This is a genomic window from Rhizobium sp. NFR03 (assembly GCF_900111275.1).
GTDB lineage: Bacteria > Pseudomonadota > Alphaproteobacteria > Rhizobiales > Rhizobiaceae > Ferranicluibacter.
This window is the reverse complement of sequence record NZ_FOGR01000006.1, coordinates 1-25,740: the sequence shown is the minus strand read 5'-3', so window position 1 is coordinate 25,740 and position 25,740 is coordinate 1. Positions and strand designations below refer to the sequence as shown.

Genomic DNA, 25,740 nt, shown 5'->3' with positions numbered 1-25,740 from the left:
ATGCGCTTCCCCGGCTGTTAGAGCAACTAACGGCCGGGCCCTTAGAGCAACGAACGGCCCGGGCGTTTCAGCCCGAGCCGTTCGATGTCATGCTGGCGCTTCGGTTCAGGAGCCCGTGCCGCCCCGAAGTTCGTTGATGATGGTGCGGAAGAGGATGCCGATGTCGAGCAGGATGGAGAAGGTCCTGATATATTCCACGTCGCTCAGAATGCGGCGGATGGCCGTGTCTCGATCCGTTGTCGGGCCGCGAAGTCCCCGGGACTGTGCAAGCCCCGTCAATCCCGGACGGACCAGATGGCGGTTCTCGTATCCGCGGACGAGGTCCGCGTAGTTCATGCCGCCGGCGACCATGTCCGGCACATGCGGGCGAGGTCCGACGAGCGACATATGCCCGACGACGACGTTCCAGAGTTGCGGAATTTCGTCAAGGCTGGTCTTGCGCAGGAACCGGCCCATGCGCGTCACGCGGGGGTCGCCATCGACCGTCAGCCTCACGCCGGCGTGATCGCATTGCTCGACATACATCGATCGGAATTTCAGAATTTCGAAGGGTACTTCGTTCCGGCCCGTGCGCAACTGGCGGAAGAAGACGGGGCCCTTGCTCTCCAGACGAATGAGGATGGCGATCAGCAGAAGGATCGGGGCGAGAACGACCAGCCCGGCAAGCGCTCCCCCGACATCCATCGCCCGCTTCATGGCGAACTGCATCGGTGCCTGGGGACGTCCGCGCACCGAAACTGTGGGAACGTTGTCGTTTGCGAGCACGGTATCAGCCAGCATGGCTTCCAGCAAAGGCGAGCGTGCTCCGCTCTTGTTTCCCGCATCGGTTACGGTCTCGGGGCGACCTATTCTATGCAGTGTGGAATTGGGGCTCATCGGCTGTTTCCCTGCAACTAAAGCTTTGTCGTCGATGTGACGTGATGAATGAGAGCGGCGGACGCGATTTTCATGGAACGGCACAGATTTGTGCCATATTGATACGCAGAAGCGCCTTTTAAACTCGGTTTTTTTCAAGTATCCAGTCGATCAATATTCGCATTTAACGATTTATTAAAGACAAGGAATTTTGGCAACCAGGCATTTCAAATGCCTTGTCTATTGGTTAATCCTAAAATTCTAATGTTTTACGTGACGCTGGTTCGCAAATTCGGTCACTTGCCGGGAAACGGCGGAAGCTTGAAGCTTTGCAGCGCGGTCTTCGGCATCCAGAGCGAGAGGCCGGCATCACTCAGAGGCAACCACGCGAACGGATCGAAAAACGCGTCGCTGATCTTGCGACGTGGCTTATCGCTCTGGCGGGCGAGGAAGTTGTATCGCGGCAGATCACCCATTTCCCGCTTGAACAGGATGTGGCTGCCGAAGTCGTCCCTGTCGAACTCCTGCAGTGCTGCGATCTGGCGCAGCATGTCGCCATCGTCCTGCCAGTGCACCTGCTTGAGGAAGGACTCCACGGCGCGGCTTCCCGCCGCGATCACCGTCGCGCGGTCTGCTTGGATCTCGATGTTGAATTTCACGCGGAAAGAGAGGACCCGGCCCTGAAGATCGCCCTTCAGTAGCACGAAGACGGAGGATTGCTGCGGTGGCGGAAGCTCGTCCGGCGGTGCCTCCACCAGAGGTTCGTTGTCCGGATCGACGTCTTCGCCGGTCTGCGGTTCCGGCGTCTCGATCCGCGGGGGTTCAGCAGGCGCGGCAACCGTCGGAACGCTCTTTCCGATCGACCGGAAAGACGAGCATTCGGACCCGCGCCCGTCCACTGCGCCCGCGGTCCAGGTGATCTCGGGAAATCCGTTCGCGCGCAGGGCATCGCAGAGGCTGCGCGGATCCATGCGGATCGCGCGAACGAAGGTGGTGGGGATGCCGTCCAGGTTCGCGCGCGCGTAGCGCGGAACCTGAATGGTGGGCGCCGGCAGGCGGATGCCCTTGACGATGCGCACGGCCGGCATAACGAGACCGGGTGCGCTTTGAACGGTTGGTGCTTCAGCTGGGAAGAGTTGCTCCAGTTTAACGGGCGGATAGCCGAAATGCGCCAGAACGAGATTGAGGTTGCGCAGGTCGTTTGCGCCCAGAACCGTGCCAACGATCGCCGTGAAAACGACGAGAACGGCAATGGCAAAGAACACGCGTCCAGAACGGCCTTTCTCCACACTCGTCATGCCGCGTCATCGTCTCCGTCTGATCTTCGCTTGCCTGCCCTATGAGCCTGTCCTGGCAGGGAGTCCAGTTTGGCGATGGCGCGTGCGCCGGATTGGCGCCCGGCGTCAGACGCGCGGCCTTATCCTCCCGATCAGCGGGCGTGCCGGTCGCGATAGGCGAGAATGGTCACGTGCAGGATCATCAGGGGCCATGCAAGACAATAGAGCAGGCCCGCGACCCGCATGATGTCCCAGCTCTTGACCTGCGCCATCTCGCCCTCACGAAACGTCGTCTCAAGAAAGAACAGTGTCACGAGCGTGTAGAGTGCCAGCAGGATCGTTTCCGTCATGACCGTTTCCGCATATCGAAATGTAACAGGAGCCGGCAGACTTGCCTAGGACAAGCGTGTGCCGGATTGGCACAATGCGCCCGCGCGTCGCAAAGTTGTGCGACGCGCAAAAGCATCCGGTTTCCATCAAGCCTGTTAATGCTTGTGCGGGTCTGGAGACAGCGGAGCTTCCCGAGCGATCAGAGGCCTTCGTCGGGGATATTCAGGATGTGGCCGCAGGCCTTGCAGTGAACGGCATTTGCATCATGACGGTTCAGGCCGCATTGCGGGCAGGAGAAGCGCACCTTGTTCGGCCGGACGATGGCCTGCGCCAGACGCACGAACAGCGAGATGCCGAAGATCATGGTGACGATGGAGGTCAGTTTGCCGAGCGTACCGGGCAGCGTGATGTCGCCGAAGCCCGTGGTGGTGATGGTCGCCACCGTGAAATAGAGAGCGTCCACGAAGCCGGTAATGCCGGATTCCGTTGCGAAGAACGCGGTGTAGACGAAGCCGGTGACGAGAAAGAGAAACGTCACGAAGTTGATACAGGCGCCGATGACATCCTGATATTCCCGGCATCCGACCTTGTGGACCAGAATGCCGAAGACGCGGCTCTGGCTGAAGGACCAGATGCGCAAGGCCCGGAGGAAGGCGAAGTTCGAGAACGTCTCTGGAAAGAGCAGCGTGGCAAGAATGACGATATCGACCAGCGTCATCGGCCGGACGAGAAAGCGCCAGGCATTGTTGGCGATGAGCGCCCTTGCCGTCAGTTCGAAGGCGATGAGCGCCGCGATCGCATAGTCGATGGCCAGATAGATGCCGTGGCGCGTGAGATAAGGGCCCGCCAGAAAGAACAGGATGACGGCGAGATCGACGATGCCGATCGTCAGCTGGAAGCCGACGGCCTGACCATCCGTGCCGTAGTAGAGCCGCCGCAACGTGGCGCGCAGTCCGTACGGCTGGTCCGGCTGCCGGGCGTCGCCGTCATCCTGCAGTCCGGCTACATCCGAAACGTCCTGCCGGCCGTTCGTCTTGTCGGCCTTGTCTCTGTGGTCGCTCGTGCTGTTCGTCATTCTGCCCGCCTGAACTGCGTCGAGAAATAGCCGGGTCGGGTGCGTCTTCAAGAGAGCTGGCACGCACAGAACCCCGTCTGCCCTCGTATTGCCGGATTTGCTGATGAAAGCCAGAGGTGACCTTGATGTCGGCCTATGCTCAAGCGTATTGCAATCTGCTGAACGTTACAGGAAGTTCACTGTCAAGCAGCACGGCCCGACGCTATAGAGCTTTGCAATAAAGCGCTTTCCGGCCTTCACCAGACGCATGTGGTTCCATGACCCTTCCCGACACGACGCCTTCGATCCCTGCTTCTGCCGGCGCACCTGCGACAGGTGCGGAGCCTGATGTCCCCCGCGACATCCTTGCCCGCGTCGGCGGCATCAGCCGGTTCGCGGCTGGCGGCGCCATCCTGCTTGTCGCCGCCATCGTCGTCATTGCCATCGTGCACCTGACCTCGGAAGTCCGCTACGAGGACGTGATGGGTGCGCTCGATTCCACGAGCTGGACCGCGATTGCGCTCGCGCTGGTGTTCACAGGCCTCAGCTTCTTCGCCCTTACATTCTACGATGTCAGTGCGCTCTCCTACGTCAAGCGTCGCCTGCCCTACAACGATGTCGCGCTGACGGCCTTTGCCGCCTATGCGGTTGGCAATACCGCAGGCTTCGGACCGTTGAGCGGCGGGGCGATCCGGTATCGCGCCTATTCCCGGCTCGGCCTGAAGCCGGAGGAGATCGGCGGGGTCATCGCTTTCGTCACGCTCGCCTTCGGTCTCGGCCTTGCCGCCGTCGGCTCGCTCAGTCTTCTGGCCATCGCGCCGGAAGTCGCGCCGCTCACCTGGCTGTCGGCATCCGGCCTGCGGGTTGTCGCCATTCTCGTTCTGACGGCCATTGTCGCGCTGATGGTGGCGGGTCGTGACGGGCAGCCGCTCGTTTTCAGTCGCATCTCGGTCCGGCTGCCCGATTCGCGGACGGCATCGCGGCAGTTCCTCGTCACCGTTCTCGATCTCGCGGCTTCGGCCTCTGTGCTCTACGTGCTCCTGCCGGAGGGAACGATCGGCTGGCCGGCCTTTCTCGCCATCTACTCCGTGGCGGTGGGGCTCGGTGTGCTCAGCCATGTCCCGGCGGGTCTCGGCGTCTTCGAAACCGTCATCGTTGCGGCTCTCGGACAGACGGCAAGCGTCGATACGGTTCTTGGCGCGCTGGTTCTCTATCGTCTCATCTACCATGTCGTTCCGCTGATCCTCGCCGTGCTTTTCGTGGTCATCGCCGAAGTGCGCACGCTTGCCCGCAAGCCGGTTGGCTCCAGCATGCGGCGTGTCGCCGGACGCCTGACGCCGCTGCTTCTGTCCGCGCTCGCGCTCGTGCTTGCAGCCATGCTCGTCTTCTCGAGCGTCACCCCGACGCCGGACGAGAATCTTGCCTTCCTTGCCGACTACGTGCCGCTGCCGGTCATCGAGGGCGCGCATTTTCTCGCAAGCGTGCTGGGTCTGGCTCTTTTGATTGCGGCACGTGGCCTTGCGCGGCGGCTCGACGGGGCATGGTGGGCAGCATTCGGCCTGTCGCTTGCAGCCCTTCTGCTCTCACTGGTCAAGGCCGTGGCCGTGTTCGAAGCAGGGCTGCTCGCTTTCTTCATCGTCAGCCTGCTTATCAGCCGCCGTCTGTTCACACGGCCGGCAACCATGACCAGTACCGCGTTGACGGTGCCGTGGCTGACGGCCATGGGTGCGCTCTGCCTGTTTGCCGTGGCCGTGCTTCTGTTCGTCTACCGCGACGTCGCATATTCCAACCGGCTCTGGTGGGAGTTCGAGCTCTCGGCCGAAGCGCCGCGGGGATTGCGCGCCGTGCTGGGCCTGGTCCTGTTCTCCGGGGCTGTCGCGTTCTGGAGCCTGATGCGGCCGGCACGCGGGACGATCGAGACACCGTCGCCGCAGGATCTGGACCGCGCCATGGCGATCGTCGCGCAGCAGGGGATGTCCGATGCCAACCTCGTGCTGATGGGTGACAAGAGCCTGATGTTCTCCCATGATGACAGGGCTTTCATCATGTATGGCCGGCAAGCCCGCTCCTGGATCGCGTTGTTCGATCCGGTGGGCCCGCGCGATGCCTGGGCAGATCTGATCTGGCAGTTCGTCGAAAGCGCTCGCGCCGTCGGCTGTCGTCCGGTCTTCTATCAGGTCTCGCCGGCCGGTCTGTCCTACTATGCGGATGCTGGCCTGCGCGCCTTCCGACTGGGTGAAATCGCGACGATGGACCTCACAAACTTTACCCTGAAGGGCGGCAAATGGGCGACGCTGCGCCAGACGGTGAGCCGCGGGCAGCGGGACGGACTGGTTTTCGAACTGATCGAGGCTGCTGACGTGCCTGCCATTCTCAACGATCTCCAGACGGTGTCGGACAGCTGGCTTGCGCATCACGAAGCCAAGGAGAAGGGTTTCTCGCTCGGCGCATTTTCCCGGGACTATCTCAGCCGACAGCCGGTCGCGGTTCTCAAGGTCGAGGGCAAGATCGTGGCTTTCGCCAATATTCTCGTGACCGATACGCTCGAAGAGGGTTCGGTGGACCTGATGCGTTTTTCGCCCGATGCGCCCAAGGGATCGATGGATTTCCTGTTCGTCTCGGTCATGGAGCATCTGCGCGATCTCGGCTTCAAGCGCTTCAATCTCGGCATGGCGCCGCTCGCCGGCCTTTCGGAGCGGCGCTCGTCGCCGGTCTGGGACAAGGTCGGCCGGACCGTTTTCGAGCACGGCGAGCGCTTCTATAATTTCAAGGGCCTCAAAGCCTTCAAGACGAAGTTCCATCCCCGATGGGAGCCTCGTTACATGGCAGCCGGCGGAGGGATCAGTCCGGTTCTCTCGTTGATGGATGCCACCTTCCTGATCGGTGGCGGCGTGAAAGGGCTCGTGAAGAAATGAGACTGTTGAAGACGTTGACGGTTCTGAGCCTGCTGGCGGCGGCGCCCTGCGCCGCGTCCGCCCAAGATGCATCCGGCTTCGACACCGGCATGATCCCCGCGCCACGCATCCTCAAGCCTTCGGGCGAGGTGAAGGCGGCCGTCGTGCTGCTCTCGGATGCGGCCGGCTGGGGCCCCCGGGAAGACGACGTGGCGTCGCGGATGACAGGCAAGGGTGCGCTGGTCATCGGTATCGACCTGCCATCCTACCTCGCTTCGCTTGCCAAGGACGATGGCGACTGCGTCTATACGGTGTCCGATATCGAGGCGCTCAGCCAGCAGATCCAGCGTTCCCTCGATAATTCCGATTACGACCTGCCGATCGTCGCCGGCGTCGGCGCGGGCGGCGCCATGGCGCTGGCGATTGCGGCGCAGACGCCGCCGGCCACAATCGGTCATACGCTCGCCGCCGACCCCGACGCCGGTATCGCGCTGACCCGCGAGCTGTGCACGCCCGCCGACAAGCGCACCGTGGGTGACCGGATGGAATACGGCCTGACCGACGGGCCTCTGCCCGATCCGGTAACGGTTCTTCTCGGCGCGGCGGCACCAGCCGATGGCAAGGCCCATGTGGAAGCGCTGAAGGCAAAGCATGACGACATCGATGTTCAGGACAGCGATGGCGAGATCTGGCAGGATTTCTCCGACACTCTATCGAGCCTCGTGGAGAATAGCGGCGGTGACGACAACCCGCTCGGCCTGCCGCTCACCGTGCTCGATGCGAAGCCGACGCGCGATACGATGGCCATCGTGCTCTCGGGTGATGGCGGCTGGCGCGATATCGACAAGGAGGTCGGCGATGTGCTGCAGCAGCAGGGCATGCCGGTCGTGGGTATCGATTCGCTGCGCTACTTCTGGGCAGAGCGCGAACCGCAGGAGGTCGCAAACGACCTGTCGCGCATCATCGGGCTCTATAGCAAGCGATGGAAGGTCAAACGCGTCCTGCTCATCGGCTATTCCTTCGGCGCCGACGTCTTGCCACGAACCTACAACCTGCTGCCGGCTGCCGATCGTGCGCGTGTCTCGCAGATCTCGCTCCTCGCCGTGTCGCACCAGGTTGACTACAAGATTTCGGTTCTCGGCTGGCTGGGTGCTGCCGCCTCCGACGGCCATGGTGATCCAGCCGATGATCTGAAGACCATCGACCCCGCGCTCGTCCAGTGCGTCTACGGGACCGATGAGGAGGATGACGTATGCCCGACGCTCAAGGGCACCGGCATCGAGGTCATCCCGATCGAAGGCGGGCATCATTTCGATGAGGACTACCCGGCCTTGGTCAAGCGCATCCTCGATGGCTATGACAGGCGGCTCGGCAAGCCCGCTCCTTAAAGCTTCGGGCACTCGGCCTATCCCGGCATGCCGAGCTCGGCCTCGAGATTTTCCCAGCTTTCATCCATGGCAAAAGCGGAGGAGAGGAAGGGGATGGCAATGTGGCCGAAGGCGATCGACAGTTGCCGCTCCGCCGTCTCCTCGTCCCTACCGGCGATCTGGCTCGCATAGATGACACTTGCAAGGCCCGTGCGGTCGGCGCCGGACTTGCAGTGAACCAGAATGGGCTTGGGGGCGTCGCGGAGGATCGTGATCAGCTTGCGACTCTTCTCCGTCGTCAGTGCACGTGAGGCCGACATCGGGAAGTCGATATGTACGAGACCTTCGCGTGCGGCCGCTTCGATCTCGTCGCGGTACCAGGACGCCTCGCTCGGGCCGCGCAGATTGATGACGGTGCGGATGCCGTAGCGGCTCTTGTAGTCGGAGAGATCGGCGCCTGACGGCTGCGCCGACCGGTAGAGCTGCCCCGGAACGACTTCATGGAAATTGTCGGTAAGCAGCAGGCCGCTGAAATGCACCGCCGCCATCAGCGTGGTGGGCAGGAAGGCTGTCCACAGCAGGGCTGCCAGCGTTGGTCTCTTGCGTGTGCGCATGCTCCAGGGCCTCCGGATCGGGTGGGCACGAGGGGGCCCCGCGCCGCCGTCCGGTTTTCCCAGAGGCATGTAACAGCATTATGTAATATTGCTGTCCGGCAGCTGTCAGGCCGCCATTTCCTCGACGTCGCGTTCCTTGAACATGCGAGCGAGGTTGAGGAAGCAGATCATGCCGTTCTCGTTGGCGATGATGCCTTCGGCATAGGCCTTGTCGAAGGATGTCGTGACTTCCGGAACCGGCTGAACCTGGCTGCCCTGCACCGTCAGGATATCGGAGACGCGATCGACAACGAGGCCGACGACCATCGAATGCACTTCGGCAACGACGATGGCGCTGCGCTCGTTGGCGACAGTCGATTTCATGCCCAGCTTGTGCGCGAGATCGATGATCGGAATGACCGTGCCGCGCAGGTTCATGACGCCGATGACTTCCGGCGGCGAATGCGGAATGGGTGTCGACGGCGCCCAGCCGCGAATTTCGCGGATCGTCGTGGTCTTGACGCAGAATTCCTGGTCATGCAGCCGGAATGCGATGATTTCCAGCGTCTCGCCGCCAAAACCGGCCATTGTCAGTGCATTGCTCATGTGTCTTGTCCCCGCATTCGAAATCACGACGGATTTTCAGACTGCAGGATACAGCATGAATGGTTAAAAGAGCTTTTCATGCTCCGCAGAAGCTGTTTCAGCCACTGCGGGTCGGCCGGTCGAGAATACGGCGACCGAAAAGACTGGCGGCGAGTTCCACCATGACGCGGGCGCTCTTGCCGCGGTCGTCGAGGAAGGGATTGAGTTCCACGAGGTCGAGCGAGGACACCCGGCCGCTGTCACAGAGCATTTCCATGACCAGATGCGCCTCCCGGAAGGTCGCGCCGCCGGGTACCGTGGTGCCGACGCCGGGTGCGATGTCCGGCTCGAGAAAATCGACGTCGAGGCTGACATGCAGCAGCCCGTCCTCGCCTTCCACGGCCTTCAGGATCTCCTTGACGATGGCGGCAACGCCCATCTCGTCCAGCGCGCGCATGTCATAGACATTGACGCCATGGCGATTGATTTCCTGTCGCTCGGTCTCATCGACGGAGCGGATGCCGACCTGATAGACGCGCCTGGGGTCCACAAAGGGACGCCCGGGCGGCAGAATGTCCGTAAATTCGGCGTGACCGCAGAAGAAGGCGACAGGCATGCCATGCATATTGCCCGAGGGAGAGGTGTCCGGCGTGTTGAAATCGGCATGGGCATCGAGCCACAGCACGAAGAGCGGTCGGCCGTTTTCCGCGGCATACCGCGCCATGCCCGAGACGCTGCCCATCGAAAGCGCGTGGTCCCCACCCAGAATGACCGGCACCGCGCCGTTCGACGCCGTCTCATAGGTCGCTGCCTCCAGCGCGCGGGTATAGCCGGCGACGACCGGCAGGTGTTTGGCGCCCGGATGACGTCCGAGCCCCTCAACAGGCTCAGGGCGCAGGTCTCCATGATCCGTGACGTCAAATCCGAGATCGGCCATGACGCGGTCGATGCCGGCGATCCTGAGAGCCGTCGGCCCCATGCTGCAGCCCCGGCGGCCGGAGCCTTCTTCCAGCGGTACGCCAATCAAACCAATCGAAACCATCTGCATCTCCCCTTATCGAAACATCTGGCCGGGACTGTGCACCGGCGGCGGTCCTGCCGGAAGATGCAAGATGGGTAAATTTGCGTGGCCGTTCTGGCGAATTGCAAAGGCGTATTCGCCAGATTGCGCATCGCGAAGGTCCGCAGCAGCCATCGCCAGACACGGATACGTCGAAGATGCCCGGACGTCAGTATTCCTTTTCGTAAAAGACGCCGGCGCCGCCGCCTTCCGAGCCTGCCTCTCCGCGCAGTTTCACGCCACGGCCGACATCGAGATTGATCACCGCCTTGGCGCCATCTTCCGCGCTCTGCTGCAGTTCCAGATAGGTGCGATCGTTGATATAGCGCCCGGCCCTGAACATGGCGCCACCGCCATCGTCCGTGGAGACGTCGAGATCATCGACGCCGAGCTTGTTGCGCAACCCGTCGAACAAGGAGCCACCCTGTCCGCCGGCAAGCTGCGCCACGGCGCTTGCCAGCTGCGCGATCTGCACGGCCGACAGGTTGGAAAGCGACCGGTTGAAGATCAGCTGGGCAAGGATTTCATCCTGCGGCAAAGCGGGCGAGGAGCTGAAGGTTACATTGGGGCTGTTGGCGAGGCCCGCGACATTGACGGTGACGGTGGTGGAGCCAGCCGTCGATGTCGCATCGAGGTCGAGGGCCGGAATGAGGTTTCCGCCGAAGGTGATGGTCCCCTCGGTGAAGTCGAGGCGTTTGCCGAGGATTTCCAGCCGCCCACGGCGCATCTGGAAACCGCCGGTGACGGCCGGACTGGCGGCGTTGCCGCGGATGACGAGATCGCCGCCAAGCTCGGCATCGACGCCGCGGCCGCGCACGAAGATGCGGGATGCTGCGACCGTCAGATCGAAGCCGATGCCGCCGCTCTTCTCGGTCGTGCCGTCGCCTGCGTCCTTTTGAACCTGCGCCTGCATGCGGCGCACGTCGGCCGGCGCGTTGCGGTGCTTGATGTTGATCTCCGACAGCGATGCTGGAAGCTTTTCGGGAATGGTGATGGATGCCTTGGGAATGGCAACGCGCCCGCTGAGGATGGGCGAACCGGTAAGGGGGCCGGTCAGCTTCAGCGTGCCATCGAGGTTGGCCGTCAGCAGGCTGCCATCGACATAGGTTGCCTTTGCAAGGCGGATGTCGAGATTGGCGGGGAAGCCCGAGCCGGGCTCAATACCGATCGTGCCTGTGACCGCAAGTGAGCCGCCGGTCGATAGCGTTCCCGTGAGCCGCTCGATCCGCGCCTGCTGTCCAGCAAGGATTACATTTGCCGTCAGCGCGTTGATGGCGAGGTTTCGGCGCGCATCGAGCAGGCGGGCACCGGATGTGGTGACGGATCCGTTGATGATCGGGGCCGACACCGCACCGGAGATTGCCGCATCGACCTTTGCGGTGCCGTTCAGCACGAAGCCGTTCTGCGCAAGGATCGGGCCGAGGAGCGCGAAGGGAAGATCGCCGTTGAACCGCATGTCGATCGGTCGGTTGCCGGCAATGCCAAGCTTTCCCCCGCCATTGAAGGCAAGCCCGCCGCCGCCGCGGATATCGGTGTCGAGCGTGACGGTGTTGTCGGCGAAACCACCCTTGGCGGTGATGGTCAAGGCGCCAACGCCGGCCGACTTCGCCTGGGCGACGGTGGCATTGGCCCAGCGCAGATCGTAGGTAACATCGGGCGCGGCAGCGGTGCCCTTGGCGATGATCGAGCCGTTGATGGTGCCGTCTGCACCGAGCGTCGGCGAGACCGCATTGATCAGCCGGGCGGGCAGGCGGTCGAGGCGGACGTTGAGGTCGAGCGTGTTGCCCGCCGTGCCGGTGATGGCCAGCGTGCCTCCGGATGCACCAATGCGCAGGTCGGAGACGCGTACCGTGCCGTTCTCGATCACGATGGTGGAGGGTGCGGCAAGCTTCAGCGCGATCTGGCGAGGTGCTGCCGACAGTGTCGCGAGCCGGACGGTCGTGCGTGCCGCTGCCGTTTCGATGGCACCGCGGAAGACGAGCGGTGCATTGTCGTAGACTGCATCAAGCCGGACGTCGGTGAGGCCGGGCTGTTTCTGGTCGAAGGCGAGATCGAGGTTGGAAACGCGGTTTGCGCCTTGCGCGATCGTTTCCACCTTGGCTGAGCCGCGAATGGCGAGCGCCTTCACGTCATCGACGGTGATGTCGGCCTGCGGGCGGGTGATGACGAGATCGCCCCGCTTGATGCCGGATCCCGATGCCTTCAGAGCGAGCGAGGTCTTGCCATTCGTGCTGGCAATGGTCGCAGAGCCTGCAAGATCGCCCGAAGCGCGCTCGCCTGCCATGGCTGCAAGCAACGCGACATCCGGCAGATCGAAGGTGATGGTGCCATTCGGCTCATAGGCTTCCGTAAGGTCGATGCTGCCGTCGAGCCGGTTGTCGCCGATCCGGGCGGCGAGTTCGGGGATGCGGATGCGGCCGTTCGTCGTCTCGAGCCGGGTGCGGATGTCGATTGCCTGGCCGCCGAGTGCGCCGGTGGCCGTGATAGCCGCCTGCGGGTTTGCGGGATCGGCAGTGACCGTCGCCGCCGCGACGAGATCGCTCAGCGTTCTCCCGGCCAGAGTCGCGCCGCTGGAGCGGATCTCCGCCTTGACCAGCGGACGCTCGAGGGCGCCGGTTGCATCCAGCGTGAAGCGGGCGTTGCCCTTGGCGTCGGCCAGCACTTTGCCAAGATCGGGAAGCGTGCCGGCAGTCGCCGCGGTCAACTGTCCGTCGATCAGCGACAGCGAGCCATTGGCGGTGATGGTGCCTGAATCGACGGCAATGTTGGTGACGTTCAAGGCGCCAGCGGTATCCCGAGTGACGTTCGCCGATAGTGCGAGGTTCGTATCGAACCGCGACGCGAGCGCGGCGGGCAGGGAGTTCGGCGGCGCGCTCAAGCGGAGGGCGGCGCGCAAGCTGTTGTCGCTCATCTGGAACCGGCCGTTGACAGCGCCGTCGAGACCGGCGCTGTCGATGGTGACCGGATCGAAGCCGACCGCATCCGGCGCCACGCTGACGGTTGCGTCAAGTTTCAGGGGGGCGGGCAAGAGGCGGCCGAGATCGGCGTTGACGAAGCGGGTCGCGCCGGCATCGACCGTGGCGCGGATTGCGCCCTTTCGACCGGTGATATCGAAGCGATCGCTATGGGCGACGATGCCGACCGTCTCAAGCCGGCCCTGGGGCAGGGCGACATAGGCAAGCTGTCCCTTCACGTCGATGACGGCGCCGGTCATCGGGCCACGGGCGAGGATATCCGCCGTTGCGATAGCCACGCGGGCCTCGCCGCCTTCGATGGGCTGGGCGTATTCGACGGCCGGGTTGCCGCGCACGGCAACAGCGACATCGAGGGTCTCCCCGACGAGGCCGGTGACGCTGGCCGTGCCGCCGGGAAGCTGGATGGTGAAATTATCGAGCCGGACACCACCCTGATCCAGCGCCAGGGTCTTCGGATCGGAGAGTTCGAGCGGGATGCCACGGGGCGCGGCGTTCAGCGATTGGATGGTGAAGGACGGCGAGCCATTCTGCGTGGTTACCGCGCCCTTCAGCGACAGCGGCGCGTTGTCGAAGGTGCCGTCGAGCGCGATGTTCGTGTCTGCGCCCAGCTTGTTCAGCGTAATCGTCGTACCGGTGGCGCGATTGCTGCCCTGACCGAGCGAATCAGCGGTGATCTTGCCTTCGACGGTGAGGTTCTTCAGATCGGTAATCGTGACCTGCGCACGTGGCTGGACGATCGAGAGATCGCCGCGCGAGAGGCCGCTGCCGGTAGCATCGATCGCAACCGAGGTCTTGCCGTCGCGGCTGACGATATCCGCCTTGCCGGAGAGGTCGCCCGCAGCGGTCTGGCCGGCCAGAGACGCCAGCGCGCCGACATTCGGCAGCGCGAAGTTGAGTGTTCCGTTCGGCTGGAAGTCCGGCGTGAAGGTGAGGGCGCCGGTAATGCGGTTTTCGGCAATCGTCGCCTCGAGCGCGGGTATGGCAAGCCCGCCATTCTCGGCGGTGAGATCTGCGGTCGCGGAGACGGCTTGGCCATCGACTGCGCCATTGGCAGTGAGCTTGCCGACAGGCAGGCCACCGCGCAGCGTGGTGTCGGCGATAACCGTGAGGCCGGTTACGCTTTTTCCGGCGATCGACGCCTGATCCGTCCTGGCCTCCGCCTTGATCCCGAGCGCGCTCAACGGGCCGGATATGTCGGCGGTGACGGTGGCGCTGCCGTTCGCATTCGCAGCAAAGGCGCCGATATCAGGAACCGTGGCCTCGATCCGCCCCGTGAGGCTTCCAGACTGGAGCGCGAGGTTGCCTGTAGCATCGAGCGTCGGGGCCTTCAGAGACAGGCCGGAGAGCGAAAGGGCCCCGTTGGCTCCCGTTTCAATGCGACCGTCGAGCGAAACCGCACCGCCAGCCCGGCTTGCGACGGCCGGCGGAAGAGCTTCTGCAGGTGCGGTCAGGCGGAGATCGGTCGCGAGCGTGCCATCTGTCAGGCCGTAACTGCCGGTGACGGTGCCATCGACGCCTGCGGTGTCGATCGTCAGCGGATTGAATGCGATGGCGTTACGGCTCACGTCGAGGCGACCATCGATCGTCAGGGGACCCCGGATCAGCCGGTCGAGATCCGCATTCGCCAGCTTGGTTGCGCCCGTCGTCAGCGAGAGGGTGACGGCGCCGCTGCGGTTCGTCATGTCGAAGGCATCGCTGTGGGCCTTCAGGGCCGCATTCTCGATGGTGCCTTGGGGCAGCACGGCGCGGTCGAGCGCGGCATTGAGATCGAGCACAGCGGAGCGGGCATCGCCGACCAGCGAAAGATCTGCCGACCGTATGGCGAATTCGGCCGTTCCGCCGGAAAGGCCCAAGCGCAGGGGTGCCGGACCACCGACGCCGGCAAGCGTTACCTTGAGGTCATTGCTGCCGACCGTGCTAAGCGTGCCAGCGGCGTTGACATCGATCGCGGCCGTGGAGATGCGGCCACGATCGATGCGGATTGCGGTGCCATCCTGCAGGGCGGCTGCGATGTCGATTGCGGTGGTGCCTTCGAACAACGGGCGCAGCGTCTCCGGCATCAGGGCGGCGAAGGTGCCGCCGCCGTTGAGCGACAGCGTCCGGTACCCGTCCGGCGCCAGCGTATGGGAGCCGTCGAGCTTGAGAACTTCCTGTCCGTCGAGGGCAGCGCTTGCGTTTCCGTTCCAGCGTGACAGCGGACCATCGCCGGTCAGGCGGATCGTTATCGCGGGTTCGCCCGGCAGGCGCAGCGCACGGGCAAGCATGCCGCCCTTCGGCTCGTCCACACTGGCTTCGAGCTTCAGCGCATTGGCGGAAGGGTTGTAGACGATATCGGCAAGCGCTTTCGCATCGGGCCGGTCACGCTGGGCGACGGCCACCGTTGCGGCAATACTGGAATTGGTGGCGTTGACAGTGCCGCCCGCGTTCAGCACCTGGTCCTCGCCGGCAATGGCCTTGCCGATGACCACTTCCTTAAGATCGAAACGGTCTATCTTTACGTCGAGCGGCAGGGCGAAGCTGGACCGGACCTCCTCGGTCTGCTGGGAAGGAATAGGCAGGCGGTCGATGCGGATATAGCCGGCGGACAGGCTGGCGGCGTCGAACCGCCTGGAGAACAGTGCCGTGGGGGACCAGTCGAGCTTCAGCTCGCGGATTTCGGCATAGGCGCCCTTGCTGTCGTAGAGCGCGATGGAGCCGGCCTTGAAATTGCCGGTGAGAAGCGCGCTCGGATCGTTGATCTGGACGATCTGGTCCGGTGTCGAGGCATATTTCTCGATCAGGCTGGCGACCATGCGCGCGCCGGGGGCCGTAAAGCCGGCAAACAGCACGAAGGCCAGTGCGAGAACGACAACAAGGCCGAGGAGAGCGGCGAAGCCGCGCAAGGCGATCGAGAAAATCCGTGTCATCGTCTGCTCCATGTCAGGCCGGCGTCTCGCCCTGACCCATCGATCGTCGTCATGTCCGCAACCCGTAGGTTGCGATCATGTCATTGCAACGGCAATCCGCCGAGGGAATGCAGGCATTCGACATGCTCTGCCGACTGCTGCGACCGGCTGTCAGAACGTCTGGCCGATTCCGGCATAAATGCCGTATCGCGTTCCCCCGTCATAGGGGTTCAGCGGCACGGCGAAATCCACGCGAATGGGACCGACCGCGGTCAGATAGCGCACGCCGATGCCGGCTCCGATCTTGACGTCCGAGAAGTCCGGCACGGTCTTTGCCGATACGGTGGCGGCATCGATGAAGGGCACGACGCTGATGGTCTTCGTGACACCGATGCGGGCCTCGACATTGGCGTTGACGTAGGAGCGGCCTCCGAGAAGGTCGTCATCCGCGTTGCGCGGGCTGATTTCCTGGTAGGAGAAGCCGCGCACGGTGCCGCCACCGCCGAGGAAGAAACGGCGTGTCGCCGGAATATCGTCCAGCCCGCCATCGGCCGCGATGACGCCCGCACCAAGGCGTCCTGCCAGCACGTATTTGTTGTCTTCGCCGAAACCGAGATAGCCGGTTGCCGAGCCCTCGAACGAAGAGAAGAACGTCTGGCCGTAGATATCGTAGCTCGGCTTGACGCTCAGGGTGGCGCGGTAGCCTTCGGTTGGGTTCAGCTTGTCGTCGCGGGCGTCGTGGACATAATCGAGCGGGATGGACGGCGTCAAATATCGGCGCTCGCTAAACGCGTCCTCGATATTGTTCCAGGCGAGTTCCGCGCCGATCGACAGGGTGTCGGCTTCCGAGAGCTCGTAGGCGATGCCGACAGCACCCGTCACCACCTGCGCCTTATAGGCATCCGGATCCATCAGGGACGCTTTGACGCTGGCGGTCAGGGTGGAGTAGGGATCGAAGACGCCGGGCTTGGTGAAGAGGATGCCGGCGGTATAATCGAGATCGGTGATCTCCTTGGTCTCGCCCAGCCGGTCGATCGACCCTTCGATGCGCAGAGATTCCGCCTCGCCGAAGAGGTTCCTGTGTCCCCAATAGCCCTGCACGCCAAAGCCGTCTGTCGAGGAGAACTTGGCGCCTGCGCCGAAATAGCGGTGCTTGCCTTCGGAGACCTCGATGGTCAGGGGCAACGAGCCGTCGGGTGCGAGTTGCTCGGCCTCGCGGATGGTGATGCTGGAGAAGACGCCGAGCTGTCGCAGGCGCTCGGAGGCCTTGCGCATCTCCTCCGGCGAATATTGCCGGCCGGTGTTGAGCCGTGAGTAATTGGCGACGAAATCCGGGTTGACCGTGCGCGCACCCTTGATGGCGACAGCGCCGAAAGGCGCAACCGGGCCACCTTCGGCACCGATCGTCACATCGACCGTGTTTGTCTTGTGGTCGGCGACGGCCGTGCGGGACTTCAGGGTCGCAAGCGGGCGACCCTCTTTCTTCAGATCCTCGACGATCTTCTCGCCAGCCTTGATGATCAGGGTCGAATCGGCGCGGTTGCCAGGCTCGAGACTGTAGGCTTTGGGATCGCGGCCGCCGGCGTCACTCTCCAGAAGAATGTTGCCGAAGGTGAAGACGGGGCCCGGATCGACCGTGATGGTGACGGGTACGGGCGCGCCTGCGGGAAAGACAGGGTCCGGTGGCAGGCTCTCGATCGGCTTGCCGGCGACCATAACCTGTACGGTGCCGCCGTAGCGGGCCTTTTCGTAAAGTGCGGCCAGCAGTCTGTCGCGGTCGTCGCGGGCCTTGATGGCGAGGCCAAGATTGCCGGATACGGGCTTGTCTTTATCCTGGACCAGCCTGGAACTGCCGGAAAGCGCGCTCTTCAATTCGTCGTCTTCAGTGCCCTCGTTCAAGGTCACGGTATAGGTGACGGGATCGATGACCTCCGCAGCCTCCTCGTCCTTGTCCTTGCCGAAGAAGTTGATGCCGAAAAGCTTGAACGCAGCAGCGTCCTGCACGGAGGCGGGGCCGCAGAGTGCCAGCGCGGCAACGCTCAAGGCAAGGCCGGCTTTACGATACGCGGGACTGACAGTCGGCAAACGCATTCGATTCCGCATCCCGTGTTGGCTGACAAGTGCTGTAGCGATCGCCCACGGAAAGCGATGCTGTCTCTTCAGACGTTTGCACGTCTGCGATGTCCCGTGACACTACACATCCTCGTGAGGGGGATGAAGTCTCCAACGCCTCGTGACGTCAGAAACAGTCGTTAGTGTGACGTTCTGGAAACAAAAGCCCCGCCGAAGCGGGGCTTCCGAATGTCTTTCGCAGGATCGGCGACCCTTGAGGACGCAATCAGCGCGGGCAATCGTCGATGTAGCGGCCGCCGTTGCGATCGCGGTAGTAGCACTGGCCGGGCTGTTCCGAGACATTGCCGATAACCGCGCCGGAAACGCCGCCGATGGCAGCACCGACGGCTGCACCGCGAACATTACCGGTGACGGCGCCGCCGATGACCGCGCCCGAGACGGCGCCGATACCGGCGCCCTTTTCCGTCTGGCTGCAGCTGGCAACCGTCATGGCGAGTACCGCCAGCACAATGGCTTTCTTCATAATGATCTTCCCCTGCTTCCCTTGGAACTGGCAGATGCGTGCCTTTTCATGAACCTTAATGCGAGAAGTTAAATGCGGCCTTCCGAAAGTCCAATCCGAAGCCATAAAAAACGTCCCTAACGGAATGGACGACAATTATGATGAACAAAAGCTGAAGGCAGCCGGGAGCCTTGCCGGCGTTTTCAGGTTCGACGGTCGCGATATCGTGTCACAGGTCTGTTTTACGCCCCGGTCTTGACTTGATTGAGATGAGGGTGGAATGAAATCTTCACGATAATCTGGAACCATTCAAAACAATGGGCCTGATGCCGCGCAAGCCATGAGGGCGCGTGCCGGCCGGCCACCGGGATGGTTCGCTGAAAAAGACGCCAAGGGTCTGGAGACACGCATGAACTTCGAGCAATTCTTCAGGTCTGAACTGGACGGTCTTCACGAGGAAGGCCGCTACCGCGTCTTTGCCGATCTCGAACGGCAGCGCGGGGAATTTCCCAAGGCGCGCCGGCATACGGCCGATGGCGTCAAGGACGTCACCGTCTGGTGCTCGAACGACTATCTCGGCATGGGCCAGCACCCCAAGGTGATCGACGCGATGAAGCAGGCGATCGATCACTGTGGCGCGGGTGCGGGAGGCACCCGGAATATCTCGGGCACGACGCACTACCATGTTCTTCTGGAGCAGGAGCTTGCCGATCTCCACGGCAAGGAATCCGCGCTGCTCTTCACCTCCGGCTACGTGTCCAACTGGGCAGCCTTGGGAACGCTCTGTTCGCGCATTCCCGGCATCATCGTCTTTTCCGACGCCGGGAACCACGCCTCCATGATCGAGGGTATTCGCCACGCCAAGTGCGAGCGGGTGATCTTCAAGCACAATTCGGTGGCCGATCTCGAGGCGAAGCTGGCGGCGGCCGATCCGGCAGCGCCGAAGCTCGTCGCTTTCGAATCCGTCTATTCGATGGATGGCGACATCGCGCCGATCAAGGAAATCTGTGACGTGGCCGAGCGCTATGGCGCGATGACCTATCTCGACGAGGTTCATGCGGTGGGCATGTACGGCCCGCGCGGCGGCGGTATCGCCGAGCGCGAAGGCCTGATGCATCGGCTGACCGTGATCGAGGGAACGCTCGGCAAGGCCTTCGGCGTGATGGGCGGCTATATTGCGGCCTCCGCAGCTCTTTGCGATTATATTCGCTCGTTTGCCTCCGGCTTCATCTTCACGACGGCGCTGCCGCCGGCGCTGGCCGCAGGCGCGCTCGCCTCGATCCGTCACCTGAAGGAAAGTCAGGTCGAGCGCTTCGCCCATCAGGAGCGCGTGCGCCGGCTGCGGTCCGCGCTCGATCGCAACGGCATTCCGCACCTGCCCAATCCGAGCCATATCGTGCCGGTGATCGTGGGCGATGCGGCCAAGTGCAAGTGGATCTCGGATCTGCTGCTCGACAATTGCGGCATCTACGTCCAGCCGATCAACTATCCGACCGTGCCGAAGAAGACCGAGCGCCTGCGCATCACCCCGACGCCGCTGCACTCGGATGGCGATATCGACCATCTGGTCGGCGCGTTGCACCAGCTTTGGTCGCGGTGCGCGCTGGCGCGCGCCGTCGCCTGAGGCGACGGGTTCGGCGCTCGGGCCTTCCCCCCGGACGCGCTGCATATTCCGCTTCGCAGCTCCCGGTTTCTGATCTAGAAGACGGACATAACGGGGAAGTGGCGGGGGCGATGGCATGATGATGGAACTGATCTGGCGCGGGCTGGTGATCGGGGTGGGCGCGACGCTTGCCATGGATCTCTGGGCCATTCTGCTGGCGGTCGTCTTCGGTCAGCCAAAGGCGAACTGGGCGCCGGTCGGGCGGTGGTTCTATCATGCCGGGCGGGGGCAGCTGTTTCACGAATCCATCAGCGATGCCGCGCCGTTTGCCAATGAAAATGCGCTCGGCTGGATCGGCCATTATGCCGTCGGCATCGTCTACGGGGTCATGCTCGCGCTCTTTGTCGGTCTCGACTGGTTCGCTGAACCGACGCTGATCCCGGCGCTGGTCTGGGGCATCGTGACGGTGGCGGCGGGCTGGTTTCTGCTGCAGCCGGGCCTCGGCCTCGGCGTTGCCGCCTCCAGGCTACCCAATCCCAGCAGGGTGCGGGCGCTGAACCTTGCAGCCCACGTCGTCTTCGGCCTCGGGCTTTACGCTACGGCGCTGCTCCTTCGCTGAGTCAGGCTGCCGCGCGACCGTCGATGGCCTCGACAGCAAAACGGCGGGCCGCGGCGTCGCCGGCAAAGACATCGTCCATATCTCCGGCTGCCGGCCAGTCGATCATCCGCTCCATCACCGTCTCGGCGATATCGGCCATGTCGAGAAAACCGATGCGCCCGTCGATGAAGGCTTCGAAGGCGGTCTCTTCGGCGGCGTTCATGGCGGCACCCTGCAGGCCGCCGCGCGTGAGCGCAGTGCGCGCGAGACGGAGCGCGGGGAAGCGGACCTCGTCCGGCGCTTCGAAATCGAGCCGCGCCAGCTTTGCGAAATCCAGCCGTTCGACGTTCAGCGCCGGGCGCTCGGGATAGGTCAGAGCGTAGCCGATGGCGGTGCGCATATCCGGCGCGCCCAGCTGCGCGAGCACCGAGCCATCGGTATAGCCGACCATGGAATGAACGATCGACTGCGGGTGGACGATCACCTCGATCTGCTCCGGCGCGACATCGAAGAGGTGTTTTGCCTCGATCATCTCCAGCGCCTTGTTGAACATGGAGGCGCTGCCGATGGAGATCTTCAGGCCCATGGACCAGTTGGGATGCGCCCGGGCAATCTCGGCGGTGACGCCCGCCATCGCCTCTCGCGACCATGTGCGGAACGGCCCGCCGGAGGCCGTGAGGATGATGCGCTCCACGGCGTGGCGCTGGTCGTCCTCCAGCGCCTGGAAGATCGCGGAATGCTCGCTGTCGACAGGGATGAGCCGCCCGCCGCCCTCTGCCACGGCACGCACGAAGAGCGCGCCGGCCGAAACCAGACATTCCTTGTTGGCAAGCGCGATATCCGCACCGCGCCGGGCTGCCGTCAGCGTTGGCGCAAGACCGGCCGTGCCGACGATCGCCGCCATGACCCATTCCGCCTCACGGGCTGCCGCTTCCTCAAGCCCGCTTCTGCCCGCGGCCACCGCGATGCCGGTGCCGGCCAGCGCCGATTTCAGCGCCAGATACCGCCCCTCATCCGCCGTCACCGCCAGCCGCGCCCCGGCGGCCTTCGCCTGCTCGCAGAGAAGCCCGATATTCCCGTTCCCCGTCAAAGCCTCCACCACAAACCGCTCCCGCCCGCCAAGCTGCGCGACCACGTCAAGCGTGCTGCAGCCGATGGAGCCGGTGGAACCGAGGATGGTGATGTGGTGGTGTTCTGACTTCGCCATGCCGCTTACGACGCTCTCCATGTTCAAGCGCCAAAGTCGTACAAGCGGAGAAATTCCTGAACAAGGCTTAACCGCGCTTGGCGGTCGAGAAGATACGGAAGATCCGAAAATTCAGTCGAAAGGCTGACCTGTTCATGTTAGAGGCAGGCAAAGCACTACATAAGGTAATATTAGCAGTCACTTGGCCTGAAAAATGCATATGCCTCTGGCACGCGCGTTCGAAACAGGGTCTTATCAAGCGTGCCATCGGAGCAGTGTCATTCGTAATGGTTGAAGCCGTCGATATACGCAGTATGCATCACGTACATTTGGGTGTGATTGAATCGCCTGAATTTCTTGCGCCGCCTCCGGTCGTCTGGGGTCTCGATCTCATACCCCAGCCGATCCACGATGCCATGCGGCCCGGCTGGTACTCGAACACTCATGTCGCGCGAACGATTTCGGTCGACAAGGTCTTCGATGTCCATGTGACGGCCGAAGGCCTCGTGTTCAACAGCGACGGCAAGGTCATCAGCCAGACGATTACGCAGCACGCGCCTGCAGAACAGGAGCGAGCCCTTCAGGACATCGCATCCGCCACCGATATCCCTGTCATCGATACGTCCTGTCTGCTTCTGAGAAAGCGGGGCGAGGCCAATTACGGGCACTGGATGGTGGAAATCTTGCCAAAGCTCGAATTGGCGCGAAAGTTGACTCATGTCTCGGGCGTTGCCATTCCGGATGTCGGCGGCGGAATGAACACGGTCATCTCCGAATCCCTCGGTATCGTCGATACGATCAAATCGACCCCGCGCTTTCCACTGAAGGCCAACAGCGTGACCTTCTTCAAGGAGTTGATCGTCGTCAGCGGGATGACGATGCACGGTTCCTACATGTCGCCGCTCGTGTTCGAGGCGATCGATAGAATACGGGATGTGGTGGACGGCGAGGAGCCTCGCAAGATCTTCGTCAGCCGCGCAGGCGCGCCACGCAATATTGCCAATGAAGAGGACATGCACCGTCTGGTGACGGAACATGGCTTTGAAATCCTGCATCCCGGGAAGCTGGATCTCAGGCAGCAGGTCCACAAGTTCAAGAACGCGTCCTGCGTCATGGGCGTCATGGGCGCCGGCATGACCAATATCATGTTCGCCCCGCCCACCGCGCGCATCATCAATCTCGCGCCCGCGACGATGCCGGATACCTTCTTCTACTTCATAGCGACCTTGAGGGGGCAATCCTACGAAGAGGTGCGCGGCGAGAACGTCAATGGAGGAGCGTCATGGGACGAGGCATTTTTGGTCGATTTTGGAAGTCTCAACGAGCTTCTGCGGCCAAGGTCCAAGGTATGACAGATCTACCGATATCCGCTCCTTCTGAGGCGAGGGCTGGTTTAGGTTTCGACTATAATGATGGTGGAATCAGCAACCAGAAGCTTGCTCTTCTGGGCCTGGTAATCAATGCGTCCAGAATGCCTGACCCAGCGGATCGTTTCATCTACTTGCCAAGGATCTACAGTCGCGATCAGGACGAAACCAAGTCCACCTTCCACGCCTTCGGCGACGTATTTTGGTCTGAAATATTTATCGAGTTTCTGAAGCGCTGGGGTGTTGGTGTTGTGCCAATCCCTGATGTTGAGTATGCGGATCGCATTGAGCGAGGCGGTTAGAACCATTTTCACCTCGGTGCGGCTCATCTCGGCTCCATTGCCGAGAAGGAAGAGACTGCGGCGATGGACATTATTTCTGATTTCTGTCGGTCGTTGGTGCCTCGGATAAGAAGTTCATCATTGTTCCAAACATTGTGCAGCGAGATCTTCTACAAGAATAAACTCTCAGTTATGGCGCAGTTTCGGATCGAGGGTGATTGGGCATCCTATTGCCGGTACAATCTGGATCCGGTTCTCGTTCGCCCAGAGCAGAATTACCTTACGCCTGTGGAGATCTGCACAAAGATCAAGAGCTCGTTGCCGGATGTTAAACAGCTTTATGTCTTCTGCGATGAGCGATACGCGCCTCAGCCCAAGCACTTGATCAATCAGGCTGTCGAGGATGCAACGGGTATTAGATTGTTTTGGAAGACAGACTTCATGGATCCAGAAATTTACAGGAACATGTCGGCGATAGATGCGTCCCTTATTGATTTTGAAATCAGCAAGCTGGCATCGACCTTTATCGGTTTAAGTCGATCGACATTTTCAAACATGTCGGCGTTCGAGCGTTTTTCCGAAAACTTCGCCAGTTTGTCACACGATTACATCTACAATCTCCCTCAAGAAAATTTAGGTCTTCGTGTCGATAAAGGTACGCGTGTCGATCCTTGGGAAACGTGCGGTCTTCCTTGGCCGAACTGAGAGGCTAATCGAAGCATCGTTAGTTGAAGATATCGACGTCAATCCTTAGATAATCCATTGCGGTGTCCTATGTCGCTTCCTCAAAAAGTTATCGATAGTCTTCAGAAAAAGATCTGGTTTTTTAATCATCAGTTTGATCACTATCAGAAAATGTTGCTTCTTGACGCTCCCGGGAAAATTCTCGGTTATAATGGAGCGAACGAGACGTCGTGGCTTGAGGAGGGCGGTGTCCTCTATTTTCTCGGTCCAACAGGACAAAGGTCTATCGCCTTTGAACAAGCTGTGCGTCGGCTGGGTCGCCTAGTTCTTGAGGGAGAGTTCCTTGATCCGAACCTGCATGGTGCAAAAGCACAGTTAGAAGAGGCTTCAGGCGTGCAGCATCTGCTGCCAGTAGCTATTGATCAGGCTGCGTAGCATCGAGAGGTTGTAAAGCCTTCGATCGTTGTTCGATATCCTCCTTACAGATTCGGTGATATACCCCTTGACGGAGACTCCTATCCCGCACCTTCTGTTCAACGCATTATATTGAACGACGCACGAGTTATTTCACGATTCGGCGCTGTTCGTATTGATAATCGCTTTGTCGAAAGCACGGCATTTCAACACCCGTTCTTTTTGACGCATAATCTCATTGAAGACCGAGGCGAAGGCTACTTGCATGCTAGCGCCGGTGACGTCGTTTCCATTGATCGAGCACTCTATGTGTGCGGTGGAATCTACGACAATTACTATCATTGGCTATTATTTCTTATTGCGAGAATCAATCCTGATTTCCTCTTAGGGATTGATACGATCGTTACATCTCAGCCAAATACCGAGTTTCAACGCACAGGTCTGGAAAAGCTGTTAAAGAAATACGGTCTGAAAGCTGTTTATGTGAGAGATAATGTGAGCCTTCACGTACGGGAGTTGGCCGTTGCGCAGCAGTTTGGTACGGCGGGTCTTGATCCGCATCCAGTGTTCATGGAAACCTTCCGAAATCTCAAGAACGAGCTTGTTGACTCTACCAGACCGGCTTCAGAGCGAATTTACATTTCGCGATCCGATGCGTCTGACCGAAAGCTTGTGAATGAGCGTGAAGTGGAGGCCCTGGTTTCTCGGCACGGCTTCACGGTGGTATCATTACAGGGACGAAGTTTGCAGGAGCAAGCGTGCCTGCTACACAGCGCCAACATCATAATTTCCCCGCACGGAGCCGGATTGACGAATATTGGTAAGCGCGAATTTCTCCGCACCTTCTGTAGTTGAGTGAGCTTTGGCATGAGGTGTCCACTTAAAAAAGGTGGACACCAAGTATGGGTGAAGGTCAAAAACTCGCTGTGCGGCTGGTTGGTCGGAATGGAAGACGGCGCTTCGATCAAGGTTCGAAAGATCGCCTCGTTGCGGCCTGCCTTGAACCCGGCGCATCAGTATCGAAACTGGCGCGAGAACACGGGGTCAACGCGAACCTCGTTTGGAAATGGATCAGGAAACATACCCCGGCACATCCATTATCGCCGTCTTCGACATCTGCGTTTATTCCGGTTCAGATTGCCGCCCCGAGCAGCGAG

The 25,740-nt window shown here is 61.7% G+C and carries 21 protein-coding genes; 9 read left to right on the top strand and 12 right to left on the bottom strand.

The window, feature by feature from the left end:
• Positions 1 to 105: 105 nt before the first annotated feature.
• The 4 genes from BSG19_RS18405 to BSG19_RS18390 form a co-directional block, all read right to left on the bottom strand.
• Entirely contained in the window at positions 106 to 876 is a 771-nt protein-coding gene (locus BSG19_RS18405) for a sugar transferase (protein ID WP_244529319.1), read from the bottom strand.
• 275 nt (positions 877 to 1,151) lie between these two features.
• Complete coding sequence (locus tag BSG19_RS18400) at positions 1,152 to 2,153, bottom strand: DUF6030 family protein (RefSeq protein WP_092989496.1); 1,002 nt, start codon at positions 2,151 to 2,153, stop codon at positions 1,152 to 1,154.
• A 131-nt stretch (positions 2,154 to 2,284) separates the two neighbouring features.
• Complete coding sequence (locus tag BSG19_RS18395) at positions 2,285 to 2,482, bottom strand: hypothetical protein (RefSeq protein WP_092989495.1); 198 nt, start codon at positions 2,480 to 2,482, stop codon at positions 2,285 to 2,287.
• A 179-nt stretch (positions 2,483 to 2,661) separates the two neighbouring features.
• Complete coding sequence (locus BSG19_RS18390) at positions 2,662 to 3,537, bottom strand: potassium channel family protein (protein WP_092989494.1); 876 nt, start codon at positions 3,535 to 3,537, stop codon at positions 2,662 to 2,664.
• 257 nt (positions 3,538 to 3,794) lie between these two features.
• On the opposite strand from BSG19_RS18390, the gene mprF reads away from it, so the two are divergent.
• Both mprF and BSG19_RS18380 read left to right on the top strand, forming a co-directional pair.
• Complete coding sequence (gene mprF / locus BSG19_RS18385) at positions 3,795 to 6,431, top strand: bifunctional lysylphosphatidylglycerol flippase/synthetase MprF (RefSeq protein WP_092989493.1); 2,637 nt, start codon at positions 3,795 to 3,797, stop codon at positions 6,429 to 6,431.
• A complete protein-coding gene (locus BSG19_RS18380) occupies positions 6,428 to 7,798 on the top strand; it encodes a virulence factor family protein (RefSeq protein WP_092989492.1) in 1,371 nt (456 codons plus the stop codon). The genes mprF and BSG19_RS18380 overlap by 4 nt, the downstream gene beginning before the upstream one ends.
• 17 nt (positions 7,799 to 7,815) lie before the next feature.
• Here BSG19_RS18380 and BSG19_RS18375 read toward each other — a convergent pair whose 3' ends face one another.
• The 6 genes from BSG19_RS18375 to BSG19_RS18350 all read right to left on the bottom strand — a co-directional run bounded on the left by BSG19_RS18375 (position 7,816) and on the right by BSG19_RS18350 (position 18,471).
• The gene (locus BSG19_RS18375) at positions 7,816 to 8,391 is read right to left on the bottom strand and encodes a dual specificity protein phosphatase family protein (protein ID WP_348272147.1); all 576 of its coding nucleotides are present in this window, start codon (positions 8,389 to 8,391) and stop codon (positions 7,816 to 7,818) included.
• Between the two features lie 105 nt (positions 8,392 to 8,496).
• A complete protein-coding gene (locus tag BSG19_RS18370; protein WP_062477976.1) occupies positions 8,497 to 8,976 on the bottom strand; it encodes a chemotaxis protein CheW in 480 nt (159 codons plus the stop codon).
• Between the two features lie 97 nt (positions 8,977 to 9,073).
• On the bottom strand, positions 9,074 to 9,997 hold the full coding sequence (rocF, locus tag BSG19_RS18365) for an arginase (protein WP_092989491.1): 924 nt from the start codon (positions 9,995 to 9,997) through the stop codon (positions 9,074 to 9,076).
• Between the two features lie 187 nt (positions 9,998 to 10,184).
• Positions 10,185 to 15,896, bottom strand: coding sequence for a translocation/assembly module TamB domain-containing protein (locus BSG19_RS18360; protein ID WP_170866030.1), 5,712 nt, complete (start codon positions 15,894 to 15,896; stop codon positions 10,185 to 10,187).
• Between the two features lie 150 nt (positions 15,897 to 16,046).
• On the bottom strand, positions 16,047 to 17,966 hold the full coding sequence (locus BSG19_RS18355) for an autotransporter assembly complex protein TamA (protein WP_092989489.1): 1,920 nt from the start codon (positions 17,964 to 17,966) through the stop codon (positions 16,047 to 16,049).
• Between the two features lie 247 nt (positions 17,967 to 18,213).
• The gene (locus BSG19_RS18350) at positions 18,214 to 18,471 is read right to left on the bottom strand and encodes a YMGG-like glycine zipper-containing protein (RefSeq protein ID WP_092989488.1); all 258 of its coding nucleotides are present in this window, start codon (positions 18,469 to 18,471) and stop codon (positions 18,214 to 18,216) included.
• A 388-nt stretch (positions 18,472 to 18,859) separates the two neighbouring features.
• Between BSG19_RS18350 and hemA the strand changes: the two genes are divergently transcribed.
• Positions 18,860 to 20,074, top strand: a complete 1,215-nt coding sequence (gene hemA, locus BSG19_RS18345) for a 5-aminolevulinate synthase (RefSeq protein ID WP_092989487.1) — start codon at positions 18,860 to 18,862, stop codon at positions 20,072 to 20,074.
• Between the two features lie 118 nt (positions 20,075 to 20,192).
• Entirely contained in the window at positions 20,193 to 20,672 is a 480-nt protein-coding gene (locus tag BSG19_RS18340) for a DUF2938 domain-containing protein (protein ID WP_092989651.1), read from the top strand.
• Position 20,673: 1 nt separating this feature from the next.
• Here the strand turns inward: BSG19_RS18340 and dxr are convergent, their stop codons facing one another.
• Entirely contained in the window at positions 20,674 to 21,858 is a 1,185-nt protein-coding gene (gene dxr, locus BSG19_RS18335) for a 1-deoxy-D-xylulose-5-phosphate reductoisomerase (protein WP_092989650.1), read from the bottom strand.
• A gap of 77 nt (positions 21,859 to 21,935) precedes the next feature.
• Here dxr and BSG19_RS18330 point away from each other — a divergent pair, with 77 nt between their 5' ends.
• Positions 21,936 to 23,189, top strand: a complete 1,254-nt coding sequence (locus BSG19_RS18330; RefSeq protein ID WP_092989486.1) for a glycosyltransferase family 61 protein — start codon at positions 21,936 to 21,938, stop codon at positions 23,187 to 23,189.
• A gap of 41 nt (positions 23,190 to 23,230) precedes the next feature.
• On the opposite strand, the gene BSG19_RS18325 is transcribed toward BSG19_RS18330, so the two are convergent.
• Positions 23,231 to 23,533, bottom strand: a complete 303-nt coding sequence (locus tag BSG19_RS18325) for a hypothetical protein (protein WP_092989485.1) — start codon at positions 23,531 to 23,533, stop codon at positions 23,231 to 23,233.
• A 36-nt stretch (positions 23,534 to 23,569) separates the two neighbouring features.
• Here BSG19_RS18325 and BSG19_RS18320 point away from each other — a divergent pair, with 36 nt between their 5' ends.
• The 4 genes from BSG19_RS18320 to BSG19_RS18305 all read left to right on the top strand — a co-directional run.
• On the top strand, positions 23,570 to 24,190 hold the full coding sequence (locus BSG19_RS18320; RefSeq protein WP_092989484.1) for an O-fucosyltransferase family protein: 621 nt from the start codon (positions 23,570 to 23,572) through the stop codon (positions 24,188 to 24,190).
• 69 nt (positions 24,191 to 24,259) lie between these two features.
• The gene (locus BSG19_RS18315; RefSeq protein WP_092989483.1) at positions 24,260 to 24,604 is read left to right on the top strand and encodes a hypothetical protein; all 345 of its coding nucleotides are present in this window, start codon (positions 24,260 to 24,262) and stop codon (positions 24,602 to 24,604) included.
• A 111-nt stretch (positions 24,605 to 24,715) separates the two neighbouring features.
• Positions 24,716 to 25,438 carry a glycosyltransferase family 61 protein gene (locus tag BSG19_RS18310; RefSeq protein ID WP_170866029.1) on the top strand — a complete coding sequence of 241 codons (723 nt, stop codon included), beginning with the start codon at positions 24,716 to 24,718 and terminating at the stop codon, positions 25,436 to 25,438.
• A 47-nt stretch (positions 25,439 to 25,485) separates the two neighbouring features.
• The coding region (locus tag BSG19_RS18305) for an IS66-like element accessory protein TnpA (RefSeq protein ID WP_139274793.1) at positions 25,486 to 25,740 on the top strand (255 nt) is incomplete at its 3' end.